Origin of the sequence: Streptomyces armeniacus (assembly GCF_003355155.1) — a bacterium.
GTDB classification, from domain to species: Bacteria; Actinomycetota; Actinomycetes; order Streptomycetales; family Streptomycetaceae; genus Streptomyces; species Streptomyces armeniacus.
The window spans coordinates 4,302,271-4,322,314 of sequence record NZ_CP031320.1; the positions used below are offsets into that span (position 1 = coordinate 4,302,271).

Sequence of the window (20,044 nt, forward strand, 5' to 3'; positions counted from 1 at the left end):
CACCAGATGTGGGCCGGCGCGCGCGGGCCGGCGCGCGCCGGCTCACGGCGGCCAGCTGTGGGTGAGGCGGGCCGCCTTCAGGGACATGTGGAGGAGCAGGCGGTCGGCGCCGTCGTGGATGTCGAGGCCCGTGAGCTGCTCGACACGGGACAGCCGGTAGTAGAGCGTCTGCCGGTGGATGCCCAACTCCGCGGCCGTACGCCCCGCCTGGCCCGCGCGGTCGAGGAACACCTCGGCGGTGCCCGCAAGTTCACGGTGCGCGGGCTCCAGCAGGCGGCGGACGGCCGGGTCGGGTGCCGCCGCGCCGTCCCGTACGGGTGCCTCCGCGGCGTCGCCGCCGGGCGGCGGGGCGGTCAGGCCGGTCAGGGACGTGAGGCCGGTCAGCAGCCGGTACGGTCCGACGGCCGCCCACTCGGCGACCGGACCGTACCGCGGCTCCGCCGCGGCGGCGTACGCCGAGGCCAGCGCCTCGTGCCAGGCCGCGGGCAGTCCGTCCAGGCCGCGCGCCGGCGCGCTGATCCCCGCGCGGGCGCCCCCGCTCCCGCCCGCACCCACGCCCCCGCCGGTACGCGCGCCCGCCCCCGCGGGCCCCTCGTCCGGTGCGTGCAGCAGCCGGTCCGCGGCCGTACGGGCGGGCCCGAGGTTGTCGCCCGCCCGCAGCCGTACGAGCGCAGCCAGCGCCGGCCGCCGCCCCCGCGCCGCGGCCCACGTGGTCGTCGATGAACACGTACAGTGCCGCCAGAAGGGCGTCCAGGTTTGTCTTCACACACTGACCAACGGGCGCCCTTCGCCATGGTCGCGACCAGCACCGACATCGGACTCATTCATCTAGGCGGGTTCGACCGATTCACGCACCCACTGAAGGCACCTCTCCGCTCCCGCCGCGATCGGCACGGCGGACAGCTCGGGGTTGTCCCACGGATGATGCTCAAGCAGATGCTCCTCCAGGGCCGGGTACCGCGTGAGGCTGGTCTTCAGGAGAAGCTGCCACTCCTCGCTCTCGCCGAACTCGCCCAGATGCCAGAAGACCGAGGTGACAGGCCCGATGATCTGAGCTCCGGCGGCGAGGCGATCACGTACAGCGGACCGTGCCAACTCGACCGCCTGCTGCCGGGTTTCAGTGGCTGTCGACACCTGCACAAAGTCAGTCATGGCGAAGATGCTATTCGGGGGAGCAGAGATCGTCGCCAGCCGGGCCCTAGTCAGTACCGGTTGGCCCTCACCTCGCCGAGTGGAGGGCCGTCGCCATGCGCGGCCGGTCGTCCCGTCGCACCCTGGCCGCATGGAGCGCGCCCGCATCGTCGTCTGCCTGCCGTCCCCGACCACGGCCGTCCGTCGAGGACGGCGGGCAGGCCATCGGCGTCGCCCACAAGAGTTGCTGCGCCGGGTCGGCCTCGACCGGCGCCGTGCGGCTGGACGACCCCGCCCTGATCGAGTGGCGCGGGGGTGGGAACGCGATCGAGAGCGTAAACGCCCGTATCCGCAAGGCGGTTCGTGCCCGCGGCCACTCCCCCTCGGAGGCAGCCGCGCTGAGGTGCATCTACACGGCGTTGATGAGCCTGGACGCGACCGGCACGGGCCGACACCGCTGGACGATGCACGGGAAAACACCGCCGAATGCCTTCCAGATCGCCTCCGAAGGCCGCCTGGCCCCCACCAGCCACTGGCACCTCAACAACCAAGATCAGCCGTCAAGTTGACACACCCGGTGCCAGGCATTGAGGCGCACATCATCATCTTCCTGCCGCTACGCCGCCGCACGTAGGCCCGAAGCCGCTCCGATGAGCAACTGACCGTCGTCATCATGCTGGTGTTCGGCGTGCTGGTCGCCCCGACCAGCTCTGGTCAGTGGATTCTGGACACCGACCATGTGCCAGTGACGGCCGTGCGTGTCAGCGGGGTAACAGCTTTGTCGATCGGTCGGGTGTCCTGGTCTGCCAGGAAGCAGCCGTGAGTCCGGGGCCATGTACGGGCCTGGAGAAAGGCGAACTCGACCACGGATGAGACCAGGGGCCCCATGGGGCTGCCTGGTCACAGGCCTTTCATACGTGGCTGAGAGGCGCTCTTTCCGAGCCCTTCTCCGGGTGCCCAGACTGCTTCGGAGGCGCGGTGGGCGAAGGGGGCTGGGATGGCATCTCGAAGGGGACGGCGATCGGTCGCGCGAAGGCGACGGGATACTCGCATCAGGGCGGTGTCAGTTGCCGGGATCGCGATGGTGCTCGTCCTTGTGCTGCTCTGGTCTGCGGTCTGGCCGTACGTCGTGGGGACTGTTCTGGCCGTTGGCGTCGGTGCGACGGGCTGGTGGCTGTGGCGTACGGACCGCATGCTGCGCGGCGGTGACCGTCGCTGGCGTCAGGAGGAGGCGGTGCGGGAGGGCCACCGCACTCTGGCTGAAGTGGACGGGATGAGCGGCACGGAGTTCGAGGATCTGGTGGCCGGCCTGTGCCGTCGCGACGGGTGCACGGAGGTCCGCCGGGTGGGCGGTTCGCACGACAACGGCGCCGATGTCGTGGGGCGCCTTCCGGACGGCCGTGCCATGGTCATCCAGTGCAAGCGATATGCACCGAGCAGCACGATCGCGAGCCGCGAGCTCCGTGACCTACTGGGCGCCAAGGTGCACTTCGGGGCCGAGGTGGCCGTCTTCGCGACGACGACCCGGTTCAGCCGCCCCTCCGAGGCGTTCGCAGTGGAACACGGCATCCTCGCGGTGCACCGCGACCATCTGGGGCTCTGGAACAACGGCGCCTCCTTGTCGTCGTTGATCAGCGTCAACGGCTCCGGGCAAGGCGACGCCCGTCATAGAGCGCGCTGGAAACAGGCCTACGGCAAGTGAGTCCTCCACCCCCCGTATTGAGGCCCGCTGGAGGCGGCTGGACTACCTGTACTTGCGATCGAACACCTGCTGTATGCGGACATCCGTAACTTCTCTCGGGGTTGACGACTCGCACCTGCCCTGAGGGGGGTGAACACGCCGTGCTCCAGGGCTGGTTTAGGCACCACAGGTCGCTGTTGCCCTAGCGGCTGGACGATCGCGGCCGTGGCCGCGGGAGCACGGTTGTGCGGTCAGACGACCGGGACTTCGAGTACGCCTTACGGGATCTACTCGTCCGCGATGGCTGGATGGCGCGCAGGGTAGGGCAGCAAGGTGATCAAGCCGCTGACGTCGTCGGGCAGGACGGCCGGGACGCGTAATCGTCCAGGCCAAACACACCAAGGTGTCGTGGACGAGGTCGGCTCCCACGTGATGTATCAGCTCAAATGAACCGCCGAGCCCGTCCATAGAGCGGACTTCGCAGTCGTCGTCACTAACGGATCGCAGCTACGGGCTGGCTGTCCGGCAAGCCTCCTCGCATCCGAAGCACAGGGGATCGGTCAACTCAGCCCGGCCGACGTGCCGATGACCGCGTCACGGGGAACGAGTGGCCCTGTGGCCCTGCGCACCGGCCTCGGGTCCCGCCACCTCGGAGGCCAACCGTGTGCGGTGGGTCGCCGTACGGGCGAGGACGGGCTGAACGGCCGCCAGAGCGAGGCAGACGCCCGCCATAGTCCCCCACAAGACGGTCGCCCCGGAATGCTGAAGGAGTTGGGTGCCGGTGACGGGCGCGGCGATACCGGCGATCCCCCAACTCGTGCCGTAGACGGCCATGTACCGCCCGGTGCCGCCGCCCGGCGCCAGCTCCGCGACGACCGCGTACATCCGTCCCACCAGCAGCAGGTCGCCCAGGCTCCATACGAGGGTTGCCGCGAGGAAGGCTCCCAGGGTGTGCGCGAGGGCGTAGCCGGACAGGCCGAGCGCGAGCAAGGAGTAGCCCGCGGTGAAGGCGACGGGGGCCGAAAGGGCAGCCAGCCGTTTCAGGCGCAGGAGTGGCTGGCCAAGCACGATGACTCCAGCGGACGCGGCCAGGAGGAGCCCGGCGTCGGCCGGTTGCAGGTCACGGTGCGCCAGGGACAGCGGAAGCGTGATCATGATCTGGAGGTAGACCAGAGCGAACAGGGTTCCCGAGGCGAGCAGCGCCAGCAGTGCCCCGTCGCGCCACGGCCTGACCTGCTTGGCCCCCTCCCGGGCGGGGCCCGCAGCGTCCGGCCGGTCTGCGGGCAGGACGACGGGCACCACGGCCGCGCAGATCAGGCACGTAACGGCGTCGGCCACGAACAGCCAGCGCAGATCCCACCGTCCCAGCCCGGCCGCGATCAGTCCCGCACCCAGGCCCGCCACCGCCAGGGCGGCGTTGAGCAGGCTGTAGGCGCGTATGCGTTCCCCGGGGCCCACGGCGTCGGCGATCATCGCCTGGCTCGGCGGCTCGTACAGCTCGAAGACGAGCCCGAGTAGCACCGCGAAGCAGGCGGCCGCCGCCAGACTGTCGGCGGCGGCGATCCCCAACTGCGCCAGGGCGCAGCCGGACAGACCCACGACCATCGTGCGGCGCCGCCCCAGGGTGTCCGCGAGGCGCCCGCCGGCCAGGCGCGATGGGATCGTCGCGAGTCCGAACGCGGCGGCGACAAGACCGGCGGTGGCGGCGCTCGCGCCGAACCGCGTGGTGATCAGCACCGCGAGGAAGGGCAGCGAGAACGCCCCGAGGCGGTTGACTGCCCGTGCCACGATGAGCAGCCATACGGCGCGTGGCAGCCGTGGTCCGGTCGGTGAGAATCGCATGCCAGCCCCCGTTGTCACCGACGAATTTAGTATGGTCAGTGATGAAAGCTAGCTTGTGAGGAGTGACCGGTCAAGTGTTGTTCGATAGTCACGTGGTGACTCTGCTGGAGGTGACGGTCTCGCTTGTGAACACGTTGACCGACGGCAGGCAGCGGGGCAGGCCGTACACGGCGCCGCGCGGCACGGACCTCCCCGGCGCCGTCGCCGCCGCCCTGCCCCCCACGAGCCCTGGCCCCGAGGAAATCGACCCCGAGGAGGCCGCTCACCTCGCCGGTACGGCCCGGCAGATGAAGAGCGTTTTCGAAGCCGTCGACGAGGACCGTATTGATGACGCTGCTGCCGTCATCAACTCCCTGCTGCGCTCCACGGGCGCTCGCCCGCAGCTGGACCGGGTGGCCGACGAGCCCTGGCAGGTCCACTTCCACGGCGCTGACGATTCCCTCGCCGTGGGCTGGAGCGCCGGATGTGCCACCGCACTCGCCCTCGCCACCGGGAGCGACCTCGCGGGTCGTCTCGGCGTTTGCCGGGCGCCCGAGTGCGACCGGGTCTACATCGACAACTCACGCAATGCCGTACGGCAGTTCTGCTCCAGCCCCTGCCAAAGCCGCGTCAAAGCCGCCACCTTCCGCGCACGCAAGGCCGAACAGCGCTGAGTGACAGCGAATCCCCGCGGCTGTTCCGCCGCGATCGGGCGTGCCCCCAACGCGGCATCGGCAGCGTCCTCAGTGCGCGGTGGATGCGGGGCCGGCGAGTTTCTCCCTGTCGGTTGGGATGGGCGGATGTGCTCGCCTGACGTGCCCGCTCCGCATGCCGCGGAGCGGGCTCAGTTCCCTGGGTGCTCAGCAGCAGCCTGACGAGGTGTTGCCGGAGAGCATCTGCTCGACGATCGGGCGCCCGATCTCGTAGGCATCGGCGACGGGCACGACCTGGGCGTCGGGATGGTGGGTGAGCCAGTCCGTGGCGGCGTCGGCGCTGGCGAAGAAGTGGACCTTGTTGCAGAAGGCGGCGCGGACCGAGGTCGGAGCGTCGGGAGCGACCAGGGAGACAACCGCGGTGGCCGGCTCCACATCGGTGGGCCCATCGGGCGTCACGGTCAGGTGGACCGGTTCTCCGGTGACCGCGCAGGGGGATGCGACCTGGGCGATGTGGCCGATGACGGCCGGGAAGACCAGGGTGTCCATGGCGCACCAGGCGTAGAGGGTGTGGCTGTCGGTCTGGTAGCGGTGCGGTGTGGGGTTGTGCGTAAGGCCGTCTCCGATGATGTGGCCAGCGGTGTCGTACTCGGTGTCGGGCATGTCGGCCAGCGCCGCGCGGATCTCCTCGGTGGTGCGGTCGGCTTGGGCGGCGAGCTGGTCGAGGGTGACGGGTTCACCGGTGGCCAGCAGCCTGAGCAGGGGGCGCAGGAGCCAGAGTTTGACGCCAGGGGCGCGGTTGACCGTGTCGGAGAAGCGGGTGGCGAGCTCTTCGGTATCGGTGTTCACGGTGGTACTTCCCTTCCCTCCGGGTGGCTGGGTCCGATGCCGCCGACCGTAGGGTCTGCCCCCGGGGTGAGGGTCAAGGTCACGCCTCGCAGCGCGGATCTCCGGCCCAGCACAGGTCGCCCTCCTCCAGGTGGTGCTGGTGCTCGGTCTCGAACTCGTCGATCCGGTCGAGGATCTGCTGCTGAGCGGTGATGCGCTGCCGCAGGCGTTCGCGGGAGCGGTGCAGCAGCTCGGCCAGATGCGAGCCGACCGGTCTGTCCGGGCTGTCGAGATACGCGGTGGTCAAGTCGCGGATCTCAGCGACGGTCAGGCCCAGTCCGCGCAGTTCGCCGATGAACCGCACGCACCACAGGGCGTCGGTGTCGTACAGGCGGTAGTTCGCCGGGCTGCGGCCGAGGGTGTAGATCAATCCGAGGTCGGTGTACTCGCGCAGGGCCTTGACGGTCACGCCGGTCTGGCGGGACAGGTCCCCGACGGTCATCGCGCGCGTACGGCGCCCAGGCCGGTGCGTGTTCATGGGTGCGTCTGTTCCGGTCGCTCACTGCTCAGCCTGCGCAGCAGGAGAGCCTGGCGACATCCGCGGTGTAGGTCTGAGCAGCGAGCTTGAGGGCCTCGGCCATGGTCAGGTACGGGGCCCAGGTGTGGGCGAGCTGATCGACGGTCATGCCCGCGGTGATGGCGTAGGTGGCAGCGGTGATGATGTCGCCCGCGCCGTCCGCGATCACGTGGACGCCCAGCACGCGGCCGGTCTCGGCGTTGGCTACGAGCTTGACCAGCCCACGAGTATCGCGGTTGGCGAGAGCGCGCGGCACGTACTCAAGCGGCAGAACGCGGCAGTCGCAGGGGATTCCGGCATCGGCCGCCTGGGCGTCGGTCATCCCCACCGCGGCCATCGCCGGGCTGGTGAAGGTGACGCGGGGCAGCGCGGTGTAGTCCAGCGTGCGCTCCGCGTCGGCGAAGGCGTTGTCGGCGGCCAGAGTGCCCTGGGCGGCGGCGACGTAGACGAACTGCGGGCCTCCGGCGACATCCCCCGCGGCCCAGATCCGCTCGTTGGTGGTGCGCTGGTGGTCGTCGACAACCACATCGCCGCGCTCGCCCGTCTTGACGCCGACCGCGTCGAGACCGAGGCCGGAGATGACGGGGCGCCGGCCGGTGGCGACCAGTAGCGTTTCGGTGCGCAGCTCGGTCTCCCTGCCGCTGCGCGTGCGCACGGCGGCGATCTTGGCGCCGTCCTCGGTGCGGACACTGGCGAGGGTGGCGCCGGTGTGGACGGTGACGCCCTCCTCGGCGAAGACGTCCTCAATGACGGAGGAAACCTCAGGCTCTTCGAACGGGGCCAGCTGCTCCAGAGCCTCGATCACAGTGACCTGGGTACCGAGGCGGGCGAAGAGCTGGGCCTGCTCCAGGCCAACGGCGTTGCCGCCCACGACGATCATCGACTCCGGCAGCGCGTCGAGTTCCATCGCCGTGGTCGATGTCAGGTACCCCGCTTCGGCCAGGCCCTCTACGGGCGGTGCCCAGGGCGCGGAGCCGGTGGCGACAAGGTAGTGAGCGGCTTCGATGCGCCGGGTGCCGCCGTCGCGCAACGAGACCTCGAGGGCCGGGGCGTCGCTGGTGCCGGAGAAGGTGGCCGTTCCATGCACGATCTCCCAGCCGTAGTCGGCGGCGAGTTCGGTGTACTTCTCCGCCCGCAGCTGCTCGACCAGGGCATCCTTGCCGTCGATCAACTGCCGGAATTCGACGGGCAGTTCCGCGGCGGCAAGCCCGGGGAATCGCCCGGCCGCTCCGCAACCGTGGCGGGCCTCGGCTGCGGCCAGCAGCGCCTTGGAGGGTATACAGCCCACGTTCACGCAGGTGCCTCCGGTAGTGCCACGCTCGATCATCGCCACGCGCTTGCCCTGGTTGGTGGCGGCGATAGCGGCGGCGAAGGCCGCTGAGCCGGAGCCGATGACGGCCAGGTCGAAGCCGGAGTGCGTTGTGGTCACGGTGTTGCCTCCTCGTGCAGAGTCCAGGCCTCCAGACTCACTGCTATGCGCCTTGCCGGATAGCTCACCTTCACCATACTATTTGGGTAAGCGAATAGATTCAGCCGTGGAGGCCATCCGTATGCCGCAACGCCTCAGCACTCCCACCGGGGTCGCCAGCCCGGCTGCTGATGAGGTGCCGTGCACCCATCTGGACACGGTGGCGAAATTCTTCCGTGCCCTGGCGGACCCGACCCGGCTGAAGCTCCTGGAGTTCATCCTTCGAGGCGAGCGCACCAGTGCTGAGTGCGTCGAGCACGCCGGCATCTCCCAGCCCCGCGTCTCGGTCCACCTGTCCTGCCTTGTGGACTGCGGCTACGTCACCGCCCGCCGGGACGGCAAGAAACTGCGCTACTCCGTCGGCGACCCGCGCGTCGCGGACCTGCTTGTCCTTGCCCGCTCGCTCGCCGCAGACAACGCCACCGCGCTGACCTGTTGCACCCGCATCCCCGACGGCCCGGGATAACCGGCAAGGCGCACCCCGTCATGGCTGCCATCCACCGGCCTCCTCGTCGCAACAAGGAGTCTTCCCGTGCCGGTACGGCGGCCGCCGGGATCCAATGAGCCCTGCGCAGCCGCTCGCCGAGTACCGGTAGGACGAACGCAGGCAGATCGCCTCCCATGGGAGCAACTCCGGGAATTCGAACAGGCCTCCCCGGCAACAGCGTTCACGTCCCCGGCACCGCGGGTGATCGCGACAGGGATTCAGCCCGGGTCAGTCCCGGTCGGCCCTTTCCCCGTCGCGCCTCAGAAGGTTCTGCAGGGTGAAGCCCGGCTGCCTGCCTCGGGCTGGACCGGTTCGGCCAACACCCGACCCAGGGCCCGCACCTGGGATTTCTCGTCCACGCAGCGGACCACTGCCTTCTCGGGCGGGTGGTGGTAGAGCCCGACGACATCAACGACCTTCTCCACGAACTGCGGGTCCGTGGAAAGTTTGAACGGTCCTGGATATTCGGCTTCAGCTCGAACTTCTGCCAGGTCCGTCCGATCGTCGACCTCGACAGACCGGCGCAAGGGCCATCGAGGCCCGAGAGCAGTGCGTGGCGTTGGGCGGAGATGTCTCCAGCGTCGCAACGACGACCGCCTCAACCCGGTCGTTGAGGACCGGCAGTGGCCGTCCCGGCCGCAGTCCGTCAGTCGGCCCTTCCAGCCATGACTCCACGAACCGGCGCCGCCAACGGGTCACCGTGGAAACGGACGTTCCCAGCCGGGCGGCGACGTGCCTATTCGACGTCCCCTCCGCGCACGCCAGCATGATCCCGCAAGGCCAGGGCCTGCGAGGTCTTCGCCCGACGTGCCCAACACGTCAGTTGCTCGCGCTCGACTCCGGTCAGGACCACCCCCGGACTTCGGACGCCCCGGCCGGCCGGCATCAACCAGCCCTCCATCGAGATAGCGGAATACCCCCCAGGGGTATATGGTTGTGATCGTCGTCCTGAACGGGGCAACGCCAGCAGACGCATCACACCTATGGAGCTGTCATGCAGAATCACTCCGGCCACGACCAGACCAACCACAGCGGCCACGGCGGAGCCCAGCCCGGCGGGCTGTCAGTCTCCGAGAACGGGTACACCCTCGAGCTCGACTCGACGATCGTCACCGCCGGTGTGCAGCCGGTCAGCTTCCGGGTGATCGGCCCCGACGGCCAGGCGGTGACCGAGTTCACGCCCGAGCACGAGAAAGAACTGCACTTCATCGCCGTCCGGCGCGACACGGCCGGGTTCCAGCACGTACACCCGGTGAGGGACGAGAAGGGCACCTGGAGCGTCGAACTGGCCCTGGAACCGGGAGACTGGCGGATCTTCGCCGACGTCCACCCGGCCGGACACGACGGGACCGTGACACTGGGGGCCGATCTCGCGGTCGCCGGGCCGTACGACCCACGGCCGCTCCCCGAGGCCACCGGGACCGCACAGATCGGCGAGTACACCGTCGCGCTCGACGGCGAGCTCGTGCCCGGTGAGGCACGAAAGCTGACCCTCACCGTCAGCCGGAACGACCGCCCCGTCACCGACCTGCAGCCCTACCTGGCCGCGTACGGGCACCTGGTGGCACTGCGGGTCGGCGACCTGGGCTACCTCCACGTCCACCCCGAGGGCGAACCCGGTGACGGCACCACCGCACCGGGACCCGAGATCGCCTTCGTGGCGACCGCGCCTTCCGCCGGTACCTACCGCCTGTACCTGGACTTCCAGCACCAAGACGTCGTACGGACAGCCGAGTTCACGGTCCGGACCACCTCGACCACCCGCCAGTCGGACGCGGCATCCCAGGTCGCAGCCGAACACAGGGGCCACCAGCACCACCACCACGGCGGCCACGCCCACCACTGAGCACGCAGGTCACCGACCAGCCGCCGCACCGCCCCAGCACACCCCCACCACGGAAGGACCGTCATGCCCCGCCTGACGCGACTCACGCCCGACACGGCGGTCGGCGCCTCTCGCGACCTCCTCGCCGACCTGGTCTCCCGCCATGGCCAAGCCGGTGCGATGGTCTCCACGATGGCGCACTCGCCCGCCGTACTGGGCGGCTACCTCCAGCTCAGCCGCGCCATGGGACGAGCCAAGCTCGATCGCCGGACCAGCGAACGGATCTCGATCGCCGTCCAGGCGCTGCAGGGATGCAGGCTGTGCCTCGACGCGCACGTCAGTGCCGCCCGCGCGACGGGAGTGGACGAGGAAGAGATCGCGCGTGCCCACGCGGGCACCTCCGCCGATCCCGCGATCGCGGCGGTCATCACCCTCGCCCTCCAGATCTACCGCGAGCCGACGTCGATCACCGACGAACAGGTCAGCGCGCTGCGTGCGCACGGCTACAGCGACCGCGCGATAGCCGACGTCGTCGGCGTCGTCGCACTCAACATCCTCACCGGTGCCTTCAACCTGCTCGCCGGCCTCACGCCCGGGAGCGACACCGGTGCGTAGAGACACCCCCGCCTGTACTCGCGGGGCACGGCCTCCACCCCGGGGCCGCGCCCCGCCGCATGGACACGGAAGGAACACGCCATGCGTCTGTTCGCCATCCGCGACTACCGCCACCTGTTCAGCGCCCAGGTCATCGCCCTGTTCGGTACCGGGCTGACCACCGTGGCCCTCGGACTGCTCGCCTACGAACTCGCCGGCCCGCGCGCCGGCATGGTCCTCGGCACCGCCCTGACCATCAAGATGGTCATGTACGTGGTCATAGCCCCGCTGGCTGCCGCGTACGTCGACCGGCTCCCCAGGAGATCTCTCCTGGTCCTCCTCGACGTGGTCCGCGGTGCGGTGGTCCTGGCACTGCCGCTGGTCACCGAGGTCTGGCACATCTACGTCCTGATCGGCCTGCTCCAGGCCGGCTCCGCTGCGTTCACCCCGACGTTCCAGGCCGTCATCCCCGACATCGTCACCGACGAGTCCGACTACACGCGTGCCCTGTCCGCCTCCCAGGTCGCCTCCACCATGGAGAGCCTGCTCAGCCCCGTGCTGGCAGCCGTCGCCCTGACGTTCATGAGCTTCAACTGGCTGTTCCTGGGCACCTCCGCCGGGTTCCTCGTCTCCGCCCTGCTCGTCCTGTCGACGCGCATCCCCGACGCCCGCCCCAGTACCCACGCCAAGGCATGGGACAAGGCCGCGGCGGGGATCAGGACCTTCCTCAGGACACCGCGGCTGCGTGGTGTCATGGCGCTCAACCTCGTGGTCGCGGCGGCAGGGTCGATCGTCGTCGTCAACACCGTCAACTACGTCCGTGACGAGCTCGGCGGCGCGCAGTCGGAGGTCGCCTGGATGCTCGCCGCCTCCGGCACCGGAACCCTCCTGGCCGCCCTCGTACTGCCCCGCGTTCTCGACCGGATCACTGCCCGCACCGTCATGATGGCCGGCGCCGGAGTGCTCGTCGGCGGCACGATCGCCGCGGTGACGCTCATCGCGGCCGACCTCACCACATGGACCGGTACGGCGATCGTCTGGACCGTGATCGGCATCGGCATGGCACTGATCATCACACCGACCGGCATGGTCCTGCGTACTTCCGTCAGCCGGAACGCGGTCCCCGAGGCGTTCGCGGCCCAGTTCTCTCTGTCGCACCTGGCCTGGCTCATCACCTATCCCGTCGCGGGATGGCTCGGCACGAACACCGGCTTCACCCTTGCCTGGTCCGTCCTCGCGGCCCTTGCCGGGGCGGGAGCGATCGGTGCCCTCCTCCTGTGGCCGCGCCACGACGGACGAGGAGCCATGACCAGAACCGTGACACCCGCCCGGCACGCCCCCAGCAAGGACCGGTCCACCCTGTCCAAGGCCGCATGAAGCGCCGCGTACAGCGCTCTGCCTGCCTCTGCTCACGCAGGCGGAGTCCCAACGAATTGCGGGCGAGTACCGCTGGACAGACGCCAGGACGCTTCGGGTGCGCTCGGCGACTCAAGGCGCTTCACCGGCTGGGAAGTCCTCCCGGTCGCCCTGATGGGAGTTGGCAGCCGATGAGCATGAGCACAGTGCAGACGGTCGTCTCCATGGTGAGTGCTGCGGCGCTTCGCGTTCGACGTCCACCGCGGCTCCTGGCAGCTGGTGGGCGAGCGCCGTGGGGGTGCACGAGGTGCGGTACTTCCGGCGGGAGAAGCAGCGGAGCGGGAGCAGTTGGGGGGATGAAGGTCACCGTCTACCTGCTGGCGCTGGTCGACGGGGTCGGGGCCGCCACGAACCATGCCGAGTTGAACTGGTCGGGTCGCGCGAGGTACGCGAGAGGAAGAGAGAAGCGTGATCGGGCGGAAGAACGTGGGCATACCCTTGCCGTGAGAGGTGATCCCATGTCCTTGCCTGAGAACGTACGCAGCCATCGCCGTCGAGCTGGGATGAGCCAGGAGCAATTGGCCGCCGCCGCGAACCTGTCAGTCGGGGTTGTACGCAAGATCGAGCAGGGCGGTTCCGTCCGGGTCGAGACGTTGCACGACCTTGCGCGGGCCCTCGGCACCACTACCTCTTCCCTGTTCTCGTCCGGGCCCCCCGAGCCGGTACACGGCGGGGAGGGCAACGGCGTCCGCCTCATGGAGTTGCGGCGGGCCCTCATGCCGCCGGTCGGCCTTGGGGAGGCGTTCATCGATTCCGATGACGCCGCCGATCTGGCCGTGATTCAGCGGGACATCGATGACGCGCACAGCCTGTATCAGGCTGATCGGTACGACTCGGTCGCGAAGAAGCTGCCGTCGATCCTGCGTGCTGCCTCCGCGGCCGTCGCCGTGAGTGAAGAAGGCGAGCCCCGGCAGCGCGCCATCATCGTGAGGGCACGGGCCCTCCTCCTCACAGGCAAGTATCTGACACAGGTCAGGCAGTACGACGCCGCGCACACCGCCCTCAAAGAAGGCATCCGGGACGCCCGCGAGACCGGGCAGATCCTCGCTGCTGCCACGGGAGTTGTCGGCATGAGCTGGCTTCTGTTGCGGCAGGATCGCTTCGACGAATGTGAGCGCCTGGCGTCCGAGACGGCCAGCGCGGTCGAGCCGCGCATGTCCTCTGCCTCTCCCGGTCAGTTGGCCGTTTGGGGCGAGCTGTGTCAGCGCATCGCCTCTGCCGCGATGCGCAACAACCGTCCGGACATCACGCAGGAGGCACGTCGGATGACGGCGACTGCGGCGAGCGCCCTCGACTCGGAGCACGTCAACTTCCGTGAGCACTGGACGACTTTCGGTCCGGTGACAGCCGAAACGAAAGCCATCGAGGACTTGTCGCTCGTCGGTGATGCTCGCGGCGTCCTGCGCAGGGCGGACGATGGGCCCGTGGGACGGAAGGCGTTGAAGCGCCTCGGCCGACCGAGCCAGAACAACTGGGACAGGCACAGGTTGGATGTGGCACGAGCCCACACGCTGCTGGGGTCACACCAGGATGCGATGGACGAATTGATTGGCATCAAACGGTCGTCGCCTGAGTGGATTCGCCACCAGACGATGGCGCGCTACATCATGACGGACATCGTGTCGCAGCGGAAAAGGACACTGACGAAGGACATGCGTCAGATGGCCTCCCACCTCGACGTCCGCGCGTAACTACCACGCCACGTAACAGTGCTGACGCACCATCGGCGAAACTGCTACGTGGCGTGTCTGGTTCGTCACTTTCCTCGCTCGTACCTTCATCGACATGGACGAGCCAACGCAGTACGAACCCGGGAGCGAACACGAGACCCGGCTCCTCGGCCAGGAAGCTGCGAGAGCGCTTAACCAGGCCCTGACCACGGCCGGGCTCGTCCTGCCCTCCGTCGAAGGCGGCCGCTCCGTCCGAGGTACAGCCATAGTCCGCCTGGGCAACGCCCCCGCCGCCGAAGTCGTGAAACTGGCGCACTGGATCATGGAGAGGGCTTAGTCGTGGCCAGCGACGAGCGGTTCGCGGTCGGGGCCTACGTGTACTGCACCACCCATCAGTGGGTTGGACGAGTCATCGGCGTCGAAGGCGACTATCGCCGTGCCGTCAGGCCGAGCGGACTGATCTGGCGCACCCGAGCCGAATGGCTCCGCGCAGCCAGCCCCGCCGAACGCGACGGCATGCGACGTGCGGAACTCGCCCGCACCCGGAGCCTTGTCCAGTGAAGGGAGAAGAGCACACGATGCGAATGCCAACGACAGCCGGACTCCCCGAACCCGCCTCGGAGGGAGACGGCAACGACTGGGCGGAGGGCACCTGCTTCTACTGCGGGTACAAGCTTCAGGTGCTGTACGTCGGCACCATTCACGTACCCGGCATGGCTGCGCAGGCATTCGCCTGCGAGGGGTGCATAAGGGTCCTCGTCGACATGGTCCTTGAGGGTGCCATGACCAAGGACCGCGGCTGGCGCAGGCTGGCCGCCTGAAACTCCCGCCCCTTGCTGGTACTCCCCCCGTATGGCCGTCGACCCCTCGGCGTCGGCCAGCTCATCCCAGCAGGGGGCGGGCCCAAACCCCCACCCTCAGCCCGCAGTCCATCCGGTACGCCGGGGGCGGGCACCAAAAGGATCACCTCGAAGCGGAAAGGTTGCCGATGAGCACAGCTACCGCAACACGAGATCCACGATCGTTCGTGAGTCCCGAGGTATGGAACCGCGAAATCATCCTCCTGATGCGGGACAACGTCATGGTGCGTGACATGGCGGAACGCATCTTCGGCCAGGCGATCGCCTACCTGATCACGGCCATGGAGAACCCGAACACCGATATGGGAGTGGGCCAGACCGTCGACATCGGCGTGCACACCCTCATTCTGGACACGAAGGTGTACTTCGAGTTCTGCGACAAGTACAACGGCGGCAACTACAAGCACCACGAACCGAACCTGGTTCGCCGCCGCGACGGCACCGTATTCCGCACGGCAGACATCCTGCGGAACAACGGCTTCGAAGTCGACGAGGAGCTGTGGAGCATGGACTCCGCCGACTGCTCACCGTGCAACCAGAAGGCGCCCGACTCCCACTGACCAACCCGTAGGCAGCGCCCGGCCGAGGCCCCTCTCGGCCGGGCGTACCACCGGACCAACCGCATGAGGAACAGTGATCAGCCCGGAACAAGACAACTGGGACGCGTACGCCGAGGGCACCGCGAAACGTGCGGACGCGACACTCCCGACGGTGCACTGGACGCAATACGAAAACCATGGCCCCGGCGCGGAGTTGATCGACAGTGCGCGCCGCGTCCTCGACCTCGGTTTCGGCAGCGGCGCGGCCGTTGCTGCGCTTTGCCGTGCTGGCGTGGATGCCGAAGGCGTCGACCTGTCGCCCGTCGCGGGGAAACTGGCCGCCGAGCGTTGGCCCGACGTGGACAGTGCACGCTTCGTCCTCGCCGAGGCATCCGACTTTCTTGCCCATACGGACAACACGTACGACGCGCTGATCTCGTATTTCGGCGCCATGTGGTTCACCGATCCGCAGCGTCTCCTGCCGCCGGCCTACGAGCGGCTGGCGCCCGGCGGTCGGCTCGTGTTCGCTCAACCGCCGCCGATCCCCGGCTGTTACGGGCCGCAGGGCATGTACAAGGGCGGGTTCGCGGGGAAGGCGACGTACGTGCGCCGCTGGTGCTACACCCCGGAAACGTGGAAGGTTCTCCTCGAACACCATGGCTTCACCAGGATTGAAGCTCGCGAGGTGGTGGCACCGAATCCGGGTCACATCGCGACCCTCCTCGTCCAGGCACGTAAGCCCAACCAGTAGCCTTACGCGGCAAGGCCTCCGAGCTGGCTATCGGGGGTCTTGCTGCGTTTCGAAAGGTCTCCGCTGCTGCGGGAGCTCTTTCGCGCGCGCAACTTGAAGGAGAAACCGTGTCGTTTCAAGATCGCCCAAAGCCAACAGCCGTTCACCGACGCCATATTCCGGCACGGAGCTGAAGATCACCCTGGGCGGTGAAGTCAGCCGCGTGATCACCGACGCGGCTACGAGGCGTCCCGCACTCCTGTGGATCGCGCTGTTCGCACCGGCCTGGCCTGTACCGCCGCGCCGCGCTATACGGGCTGCACCCACCGGCCGCCTGGATGCGCCGGACGTACGACGACACGTGGCCCTCACCGCGCTTCAGTCCTCTCCCACCACGGTCAGGTCGTCCCCCAGGGCTGATGCGATATCGGCAGCGCGGGAGAAGTCGTCCAGGTGGCGTGTCAGGAAGGCACAGGCGTGGTTGTGCTTGAGCGACCACCAGGCGGCCGAACCGCCGAGCCCGCCTTTGGCGATCTTGCCGCGGTCGCGTACGAATCCCAACGTCCAGGTGACCGTGGTGCCGAAGACCTCGTCGTGGCCGGTGACCTGGGATGCGAGGTACTCGGTGTGCAGTTGGGGTCCCAGCAGGTCACGTACCGGGCCGTCAACGCTGGTGAGTTGGGAGAAGAACTTCGCGACGGCGGTCGCGGAGGCGTGCAGGTTGACTCCACCGAAGACTGCCTGACGCCAGGCCCCGGAGTTCATCAACTCCATGTCCATGACGCCTGTGGGCGTCTCCAGCCATGGCGCTGCGGGGAGCTGTTGCGGCCAGTCCTGCTCGCCGTATTCGAGGTGGGCGACGCGGTGCAGGGCGTGCGTCGGCACCCCGAACCAGGCATCTATCCCCAACGCCGGCCGCACCACGTCGTTGAACATCTCCCCCAGGGACGTCCCAGCGCCCGCGCGCAGGATGCCGTCGATGAGGTGACCGTAGGTCAGCGCATGTTCCCCCAGCGACGTCCCCGGAACGTACTCCGGCGCTGCCGCAGCCAGGCTCTCCCGTAGTGCGGCATCATCCAGCAGATCCAGCTCTGCGGCGGCTGCCGGGAAGCGGGGCTGGCCGGCCTGATGCGTGAGCACATGACGCAGCGTGGTGCGCTCCTTGCCCCGGCGCTCGTACCCGCTCCAGTGCCTGGCGACCGGCTCATCCAGCTCCAGTGCGCCGTTGCGGACCGCCACCAGTGCCGCGAGTGCGGCGAAGGGCTTCGACACCGAGTACGGCTGGACAAGCGTGTCGCTGCGCCAGGGGCGGCGCCGCTCGGTATCGGCCCACCCCGCGCTCAGCTGGACGGCCTCGTGACCGTTCCGCCAGACCGATAGACCCGCACCCGCCTCGCGGCCGTCGCCTACGAGGCCATGGAAGACGTGACGCACCGCGTCGAACCCGTCCCCGACCAACTCCCCGGCGCTCATCGTGTCACCCTCCCGCGCTCCGCAGGCCGGTGTCGCCAGCCCTCATGGTGGCCCAGCCGCGGGCTCTCGGCTTCACCGCCGCCCCGCGGCACAACCGTCGCGGGCAATTGATCCAACCTGCTCGGTATCGCGGACACCCTTCACCTCACATACCTCTGGGGGGTACTTTCTCCCGACGCCGCGACTATACCCCCGGCAGGTATTCCACCACCATCGCGCGCCACCACGAACGGCCGCCTACTGCAACAGAGGGCCGCACAGAAGGCCGCTCGCTACCCCCATTGCATCGGATACCCCCATGGGGTACTTTCACAGCGCCAAATAGATACCCCCCTGGAGTATGTGAGAGGTGAGTGAGTTGTCCGCGATACCGACTCCGGATCCGCGGCGCTGGATGGCGCTCGCGTTCATCGCCATGGCGCAGTTCATGGTGATCATGGACACGTCCATCATTGGCGTGGCCCTGCCCGAGATGCAGGCTGACCTCGGATTCACCCCGGGCAACCTGTCCTGGGTCTTCAATGCCTACGTGGTCGCCCTCGGCGGCCTCCTGCTGCTCGGCGGCAGACTGTCCGATCTCTTCGGCGCCAAGCGGGTGTTCAGCACCGGCTGGGTCGTCCTCGCCGCCGGATCTCTCGTAGCGGGCCTCGCGGACGAGGTCTGGATCGAGCTGTCCGGCCGCGCCGTCCAGGGCGCGGGCTCGGCGCTGATCGCCCCCTCCGCGCTGACGCTGCTGATGATGCTCTTCGGCTCCAACCCCAAGGAGCTGACCAAGGCGTTCGCCCTGTACGGCGCCGCCGCTCCGGCGGGCGGCACAGCGGGCGTGTTCCTCGGCGGTGTCATCACTGAATACGCCAGCTGGCCCTGGGTGTTCTACATCAACATTCCCGTCGCGCTGCTCACCCTCGCGGCCACCCCGAGCCTGATGCCCTCCGCCCCCGCGAACCGCGGCTCGGTCGATATCGGTGGCGCCCTCACCGCCACCGCCGGCCTGGGCACCCTCGTCTACGCCGTCGTACGGGCGCCGGAAGTGGGCTGGGACACGGCCGAGACCTGGCTCGTACTGGCCGCGGGCGTGCTGTTCCTGGGGCTGTTCGTCGTCCTCCAGGCCAGGCGCCGCGAGCCGCTGATGCGGCTGAGTATCCTGCGCACCCCGAACCTCGCGGCCGCCAACCTCGCCCAGCTGCTGCTGGCCGGGGCATGGATCCCGATGTGGTTCTTCCTCAACCTCTATCTGCAGCAGGTCCTCGGGCTGGGCGCCTTCGCCTCCGGCTCAGCGCTGCTGCCGATGACCGGTGCCGTCATGATCATGATGATCCTGCTGGCGCCCCGGTTCATGGAACGCTTCGGACCCAAGGTCATGATCGTCACCGGGATGGCCCTGCTGGCGGCGGGCATGCTGTGGCTGTCGTTCGTACGCCCCGACGGGTCGTACGCGGTGGACGTGCTCCCGGCCTCGCTGGTCGCCGCCGTCGGGATGTCGCTCGCCTTCATCCCCTCCCTCGGCACCGCGATCTCCAGCGCCCGCCCCGAAGAAGGCGGCCTCGCCTCCGGAATCGTCAACACCAACTACCAGATCGGCTCCGCACTCGGCCTCGCCGCCATGACCGCCCTCGCCGCCACTCAGGGCGCCGAGGAACTCGGCAACCCCACGGCACTCACCGACGGCTTCTCCGCCGCCTTCACCGGCGCGGCAGCGGTCGCCGCCATCGGCGCGCTGCTCGCCGCAGTCACCTTGCGCACCAGCCAGCCAGCGGTCGACCCGTCGGCCGCAGAGCGGGAGCCCGAACGCGCAACCGACACCCCGGCGGTCCGCTGACCACCGCACACCGTCGGCCAGTTCCCCCGCCGACCGGAGCCCTAACCGGCTCCGGTCGGCACAGGCGTTCCCGAGCAGGAGGACCGATCCGCCGTGGACAACCGGAAGCGCCTCGATACGGACGGCACATGCGGCACAGCCGCACGACGCAAGGAGTCACACCATGAAGCCCACCCAACGCGCCGCCGTGCGCGATACCTTGGCACACCCCGTCGTACGCTGCCTCCTCGCCTGCCTGCTGAGCGCCGCTGCGCGGCGCCTCAACGCACCGGGCGGGGCGGGCGACCGTCAGCCCTCCCCCGGTGCAGAGCCTGTACGCGGAACGAGTGATCGCTGAGGTCGCCCGCCGGGCAAGCGGTGAGGCCAGGTTGTAGCGTTCGTCGGCGGGCTTCCGCAGGGCGGCTTCACCGCTCAGGTGGTTGACGCGCAGCTCAGCGGAACCGGGCCCGCTGCGGCCGGACTCCGGGCCGAT

Annotated in this window: 20 protein-coding genes and 3 pseudogenes; 15 read left to right on the forward strand and 8 right to left on the reverse strand. The window is 68.9% G+C overall.

Annotation, left to right across the window (positions count from 1 at the left end; translation table 11 throughout):
* Positions 1 to 42 precede the first annotated feature (42 nt).
* Both DVA86_RS18530 and cutA read right to left on the reverse strand, forming a co-directional pair.
* Positions 43 to 729: pseudogene (locus tag DVA86_RS18530) on the reverse strand (PucR family transcriptional regulator); the annotation flags it as partial.
* 99 nt (positions 730 to 828) lie between these two features.
* Positions 829 to 1,152, reverse strand: coding sequence for a divalent-cation tolerance protein CutA (gene cutA, locus DVA86_RS18535; RefSeq protein ID WP_208879769.1), 324 nt, complete (start codon positions 1,150 to 1,152; stop codon positions 829 to 831).
* Between the two features lie 299 nt (positions 1,153 to 1,451).
* On the opposite strand from cutA, the pseudogene DVA86_RS18540 reads away from it, so the two are divergent.
* The 3 genes and pseudogenes from DVA86_RS18540 to DVA86_RS35365 form a co-directional block, all read left to right on the forward strand.
* Positions 1,452 to 1,700, forward strand: a pseudogene (locus tag DVA86_RS18540) (transposase); the annotation flags it as partial.
* A 512-nt stretch (positions 1,701 to 2,212) separates the two neighbouring features.
* Positions 2,213 to 2,833 (forward strand): restriction endonuclease, encoded by a 621-nt coding sequence (locus tag DVA86_RS18545; RefSeq protein WP_208884873.1) that lies wholly within the window; start codon positions 2,213 to 2,215, stop codon positions 2,831 to 2,833.
* 233 nt (positions 2,834 to 3,066) lie between these two features.
* Positions 3,067 to 3,325, forward strand: a pseudogene (locus DVA86_RS35365) (restriction endonuclease); the annotation flags it as partial.
* An 81-nt stretch (positions 3,326 to 3,406) separates the two neighbouring features.
* Here DVA86_RS35365 and DVA86_RS18550 read toward each other — a convergent pair.
* Entirely contained in the window at positions 3,407 to 4,654 is a 1,248-nt protein-coding gene (locus DVA86_RS18550; RefSeq protein ID WP_245996766.1) for an MFS transporter, read from the reverse strand.
* Positions 4,655 to 4,746: 92 nt separating this feature from the next.
* Between DVA86_RS18550 and DVA86_RS18555 the strand changes: the two genes are divergently transcribed.
* Complete coding sequence (locus DVA86_RS18555; RefSeq protein WP_245996767.1) at positions 4,747 to 5,307, forward strand: CGNR zinc finger domain-containing protein; 561 nt, start codon at positions 4,747 to 4,749, stop codon at positions 5,305 to 5,307.
* Positions 5,308 to 5,493: 186 nt separating this feature from the next.
* On the opposite strand, the gene merB is transcribed toward DVA86_RS18555, so the two are convergent.
* The 3 genes from merB to merA all read right to left on the reverse strand — a co-directional run bounded on the left by merB (position 5,494) and on the right by merA (position 8,120).
* On the reverse strand, positions 5,494 to 6,135 hold the full coding sequence (gene merB, locus DVA86_RS18560; RefSeq protein WP_208879771.1) for an organomercurial lyase MerB: 642 nt from the start codon (positions 6,133 to 6,135) through the stop codon (positions 5,494 to 5,496).
* Between the two features lie 79 nt (positions 6,136 to 6,214).
* The gene (locus tag DVA86_RS18565) at positions 6,215 to 6,652 is read right to left on the reverse strand and encodes a MerR family transcriptional regulator (RefSeq protein ID WP_245996769.1); all 438 of its coding nucleotides are present in this window, start codon (positions 6,650 to 6,652) and stop codon (positions 6,215 to 6,217) included.
* Between the two features lie 28 nt (positions 6,653 to 6,680).
* On the reverse strand, positions 6,681 to 8,120 hold the full coding sequence (gene merA / locus DVA86_RS18570; RefSeq protein ID WP_208879772.1) for a mercury(II) reductase: 1,440 nt from the start codon (positions 8,118 to 8,120) through the stop codon (positions 6,681 to 6,683).
* Between the two features lie 121 nt (positions 8,121 to 8,241).
* On the opposite strand from merA, the gene DVA86_RS18575 reads away from it, so the two are divergent.
* Entirely contained in the window at positions 8,242 to 8,625 is a 384-nt protein-coding gene (locus DVA86_RS18575; protein WP_208879773.1) for an ArsR/SmtB family transcription factor, read from the forward strand.
* A 492-nt stretch (positions 8,626 to 9,117) separates the two neighbouring features.
* On the opposite strand, the gene DVA86_RS18580 is transcribed toward DVA86_RS18575, so the two are convergent.
* Positions 9,118 to 9,414: a helix-turn-helix domain-containing protein gene (locus DVA86_RS18580; RefSeq protein WP_208879774.1), complete on the reverse strand. Its 297-nt coding sequence runs from the start codon at positions 9,412 to 9,414 to the stop codon at positions 9,118 to 9,120.
* 226 nt (positions 9,415 to 9,640) lie between these two features.
* Here DVA86_RS18580 and DVA86_RS18585 point away from each other — a divergent pair, with 226 nt between their 5' ends.
* The 9 genes from DVA86_RS18585 to DVA86_RS18625 all read left to right on the forward strand — a co-directional run bounded on the left by DVA86_RS18585 (position 9,641) and on the right by DVA86_RS18625 (position 16,301).
* Positions 9,641 to 10,492: a hypothetical protein gene (locus DVA86_RS18585; protein ID WP_208879775.1), complete on the forward strand. Its 852-nt coding sequence runs from the start codon at positions 9,641 to 9,643 to the stop codon at positions 10,490 to 10,492.
* A gap of 63 nt (positions 10,493 to 10,555) precedes the next feature.
* Positions 10,556 to 11,086 (forward strand): carboxymuconolactone decarboxylase family protein, encoded by a 531-nt coding sequence (locus DVA86_RS18590; RefSeq protein WP_208879776.1) that lies wholly within the window; start codon positions 10,556 to 10,558, stop codon positions 11,084 to 11,086.
* A gap of 81 nt (positions 11,087 to 11,167) precedes the next feature.
* Positions 11,168 to 12,442 (forward strand): MFS transporter, encoded by a 1,275-nt coding sequence (locus DVA86_RS18595; protein ID WP_208879777.1) that lies wholly within the window; start codon positions 11,168 to 11,170, stop codon positions 12,440 to 12,442.
* A 497-nt stretch (positions 12,443 to 12,939) separates the two neighbouring features.
* Positions 12,940 to 14,172, forward strand: a complete 1,233-nt coding sequence (locus DVA86_RS18600) for a helix-turn-helix domain-containing protein (RefSeq protein ID WP_208884877.1) — start codon at positions 12,940 to 12,942, stop codon at positions 14,170 to 14,172.
* A gap of 94 nt (positions 14,173 to 14,266) precedes the next feature.
* Entirely contained in the window at positions 14,267 to 14,488 is a 222-nt protein-coding gene (locus DVA86_RS18605) for a hypothetical protein (protein ID WP_208879779.1), read from the forward strand.
* A 2-nt stretch (positions 14,489 to 14,490) separates the two neighbouring features.
* A complete protein-coding gene (locus tag DVA86_RS18610) occupies positions 14,491 to 14,712 on the forward strand; it encodes a hypothetical protein (protein WP_208879781.1) in 222 nt (73 codons plus the stop codon).
* Between the two features lie 23 nt (positions 14,713 to 14,735).
* Positions 14,736 to 14,972 carry a hypothetical protein gene (locus DVA86_RS18615; RefSeq protein ID WP_208879783.1) on the forward strand — a complete coding sequence of 79 codons (237 nt, stop codon included), beginning with the start codon at positions 14,736 to 14,738 and terminating at the stop codon, positions 14,970 to 14,972.
* 167 nt (positions 14,973 to 15,139) lie between these two features.
* On the forward strand, positions 15,140 to 15,571 hold the full coding sequence (locus tag DVA86_RS18620; protein WP_208879784.1) for a hypothetical protein: 432 nt from the start codon (positions 15,140 to 15,142) through the stop codon (positions 15,569 to 15,571).
* 73 nt (positions 15,572 to 15,644) lie between these two features.
* A complete protein-coding gene (locus DVA86_RS18625; protein ID WP_208879786.1) occupies positions 15,645 to 16,301 on the forward strand; it encodes a class I SAM-dependent methyltransferase in 657 nt (218 codons plus the stop codon).
* 357 nt (positions 16,302 to 16,658) lie between these two features.
* Here DVA86_RS18625 and DVA86_RS18630 read toward each other — a convergent pair whose 3' ends face one another.
* The gene (locus DVA86_RS18630) at positions 16,659 to 17,753 is read right to left on the reverse strand and encodes a serine hydrolase domain-containing protein (protein WP_208879787.1); all 1,095 of its coding nucleotides are present in this window, start codon (positions 17,751 to 17,753) and stop codon (positions 16,659 to 16,661) included.
* 367 nt (positions 17,754 to 18,120) lie between these two features.
* Between DVA86_RS18630 and DVA86_RS18635 the strand changes: the two genes are divergently transcribed.
* Complete coding sequence (locus tag DVA86_RS18635) at positions 18,121 to 19,572, forward strand: MFS transporter (protein ID WP_245997665.1); 1,452 nt, start codon at positions 18,121 to 18,123, stop codon at positions 19,570 to 19,572.
* The last annotated feature ends 472 nt before the right edge of the window (positions 19,573 to 20,044 follow it).

What these genes read in the sequence shown, in the direction of transcription:
- DVA86_RS18585 (WP_208879775.1), top strand. Translation starts at nt 9,641, where the DNA reads ATGCAGAATCACTCCGGCCACGACCAGACCAACCACAGCGGCCACGGC.
- DVA86_RS18580 (WP_208879774.1), bottom strand. Translation starts at nt 9,414, where the DNA reads ATGCTGGCGTGCGCGGAGGGGACGTCGAATAGGCACGTCGCCGCCCGG.
- DVA86_RS18600 (WP_208884877.1), top strand. Translation starts at nt 12,940, where the DNA reads ATGTCCTTGCCTGAGAACGTACGCAGCCATCGCCGTCGAGCTGGGATG.
- DVA86_RS18615 (WP_208879783.1), top strand. Translation starts at nt 14,736, where the DNA reads ATGCCAACGACAGCCGGACTCCCCGAACCCGCCTCGGAGGGAGACGGC.
- DVA86_RS18575 (WP_208879773.1), top strand. Translation starts at nt 8,242, where the DNA reads ATGCCGCAACGCCTCAGCACTCCCACCGGGGTCGCCAGCCCGGCTGCT.
- DVA86_RS18545 (WP_208884873.1), top strand. Translation starts at nt 2,213, where the DNA reads ATGGTGCTCGTCCTTGTGCTGCTCTGGTCTGCGGTCTGGCCGTACGTC.
- DVA86_RS18605 (WP_208879779.1), top strand. Translation starts at nt 14,267, where the DNA reads ATGGACGAGCCAACGCAGTACGAACCCGGGAGCGAACACGAGACCCGG.
- DVA86_RS18550 (WP_245996766.1), bottom strand. Translation starts at nt 4,654, where the DNA reads ATGCGATTCTCACCGACCGGACCACGGCTGCCACGCGCCGTATGGCTG.
- DVA86_RS18595 (WP_208879777.1), top strand. Translation starts at nt 11,168, where the DNA reads ATGCGTCTGTTCGCCATCCGCGACTACCGCCACCTGTTCAGCGCCCAG.
- DVA86_RS18590 (WP_208879776.1), top strand. Translation starts at nt 10,556, where the DNA reads ATGCCCCGCCTGACGCGACTCACGCCCGACACGGCGGTCGGCGCCTCT.
- DVA86_RS18630 (WP_208879787.1), bottom strand. Translation starts at nt 17,753, where the DNA reads ATGAGCGCCGGGGAGTTGGTCGGGGACGGGTTCGACGCGGTGCGTCAC.
- DVA86_RS18620 (WP_208879784.1), top strand. Translation starts at nt 15,140, where the DNA reads ATGAGCACAGCTACCGCAACACGAGATCCACGATCGTTCGTGAGTCCC.
- cutA (WP_208879769.1), bottom strand. Translation starts at nt 1,152, where the DNA reads ATGACTGACTTTGTGCAGGTGTCGACAGCCACTGAAACCCGGCAGCAG.
- DVA86_RS18565 (WP_245996769.1), bottom strand. Translation starts at nt 6,652, where the DNA reads ATGAACACGCACCGGCCTGGGCGCCGTACGCGCGCGATGACCGTCGGG.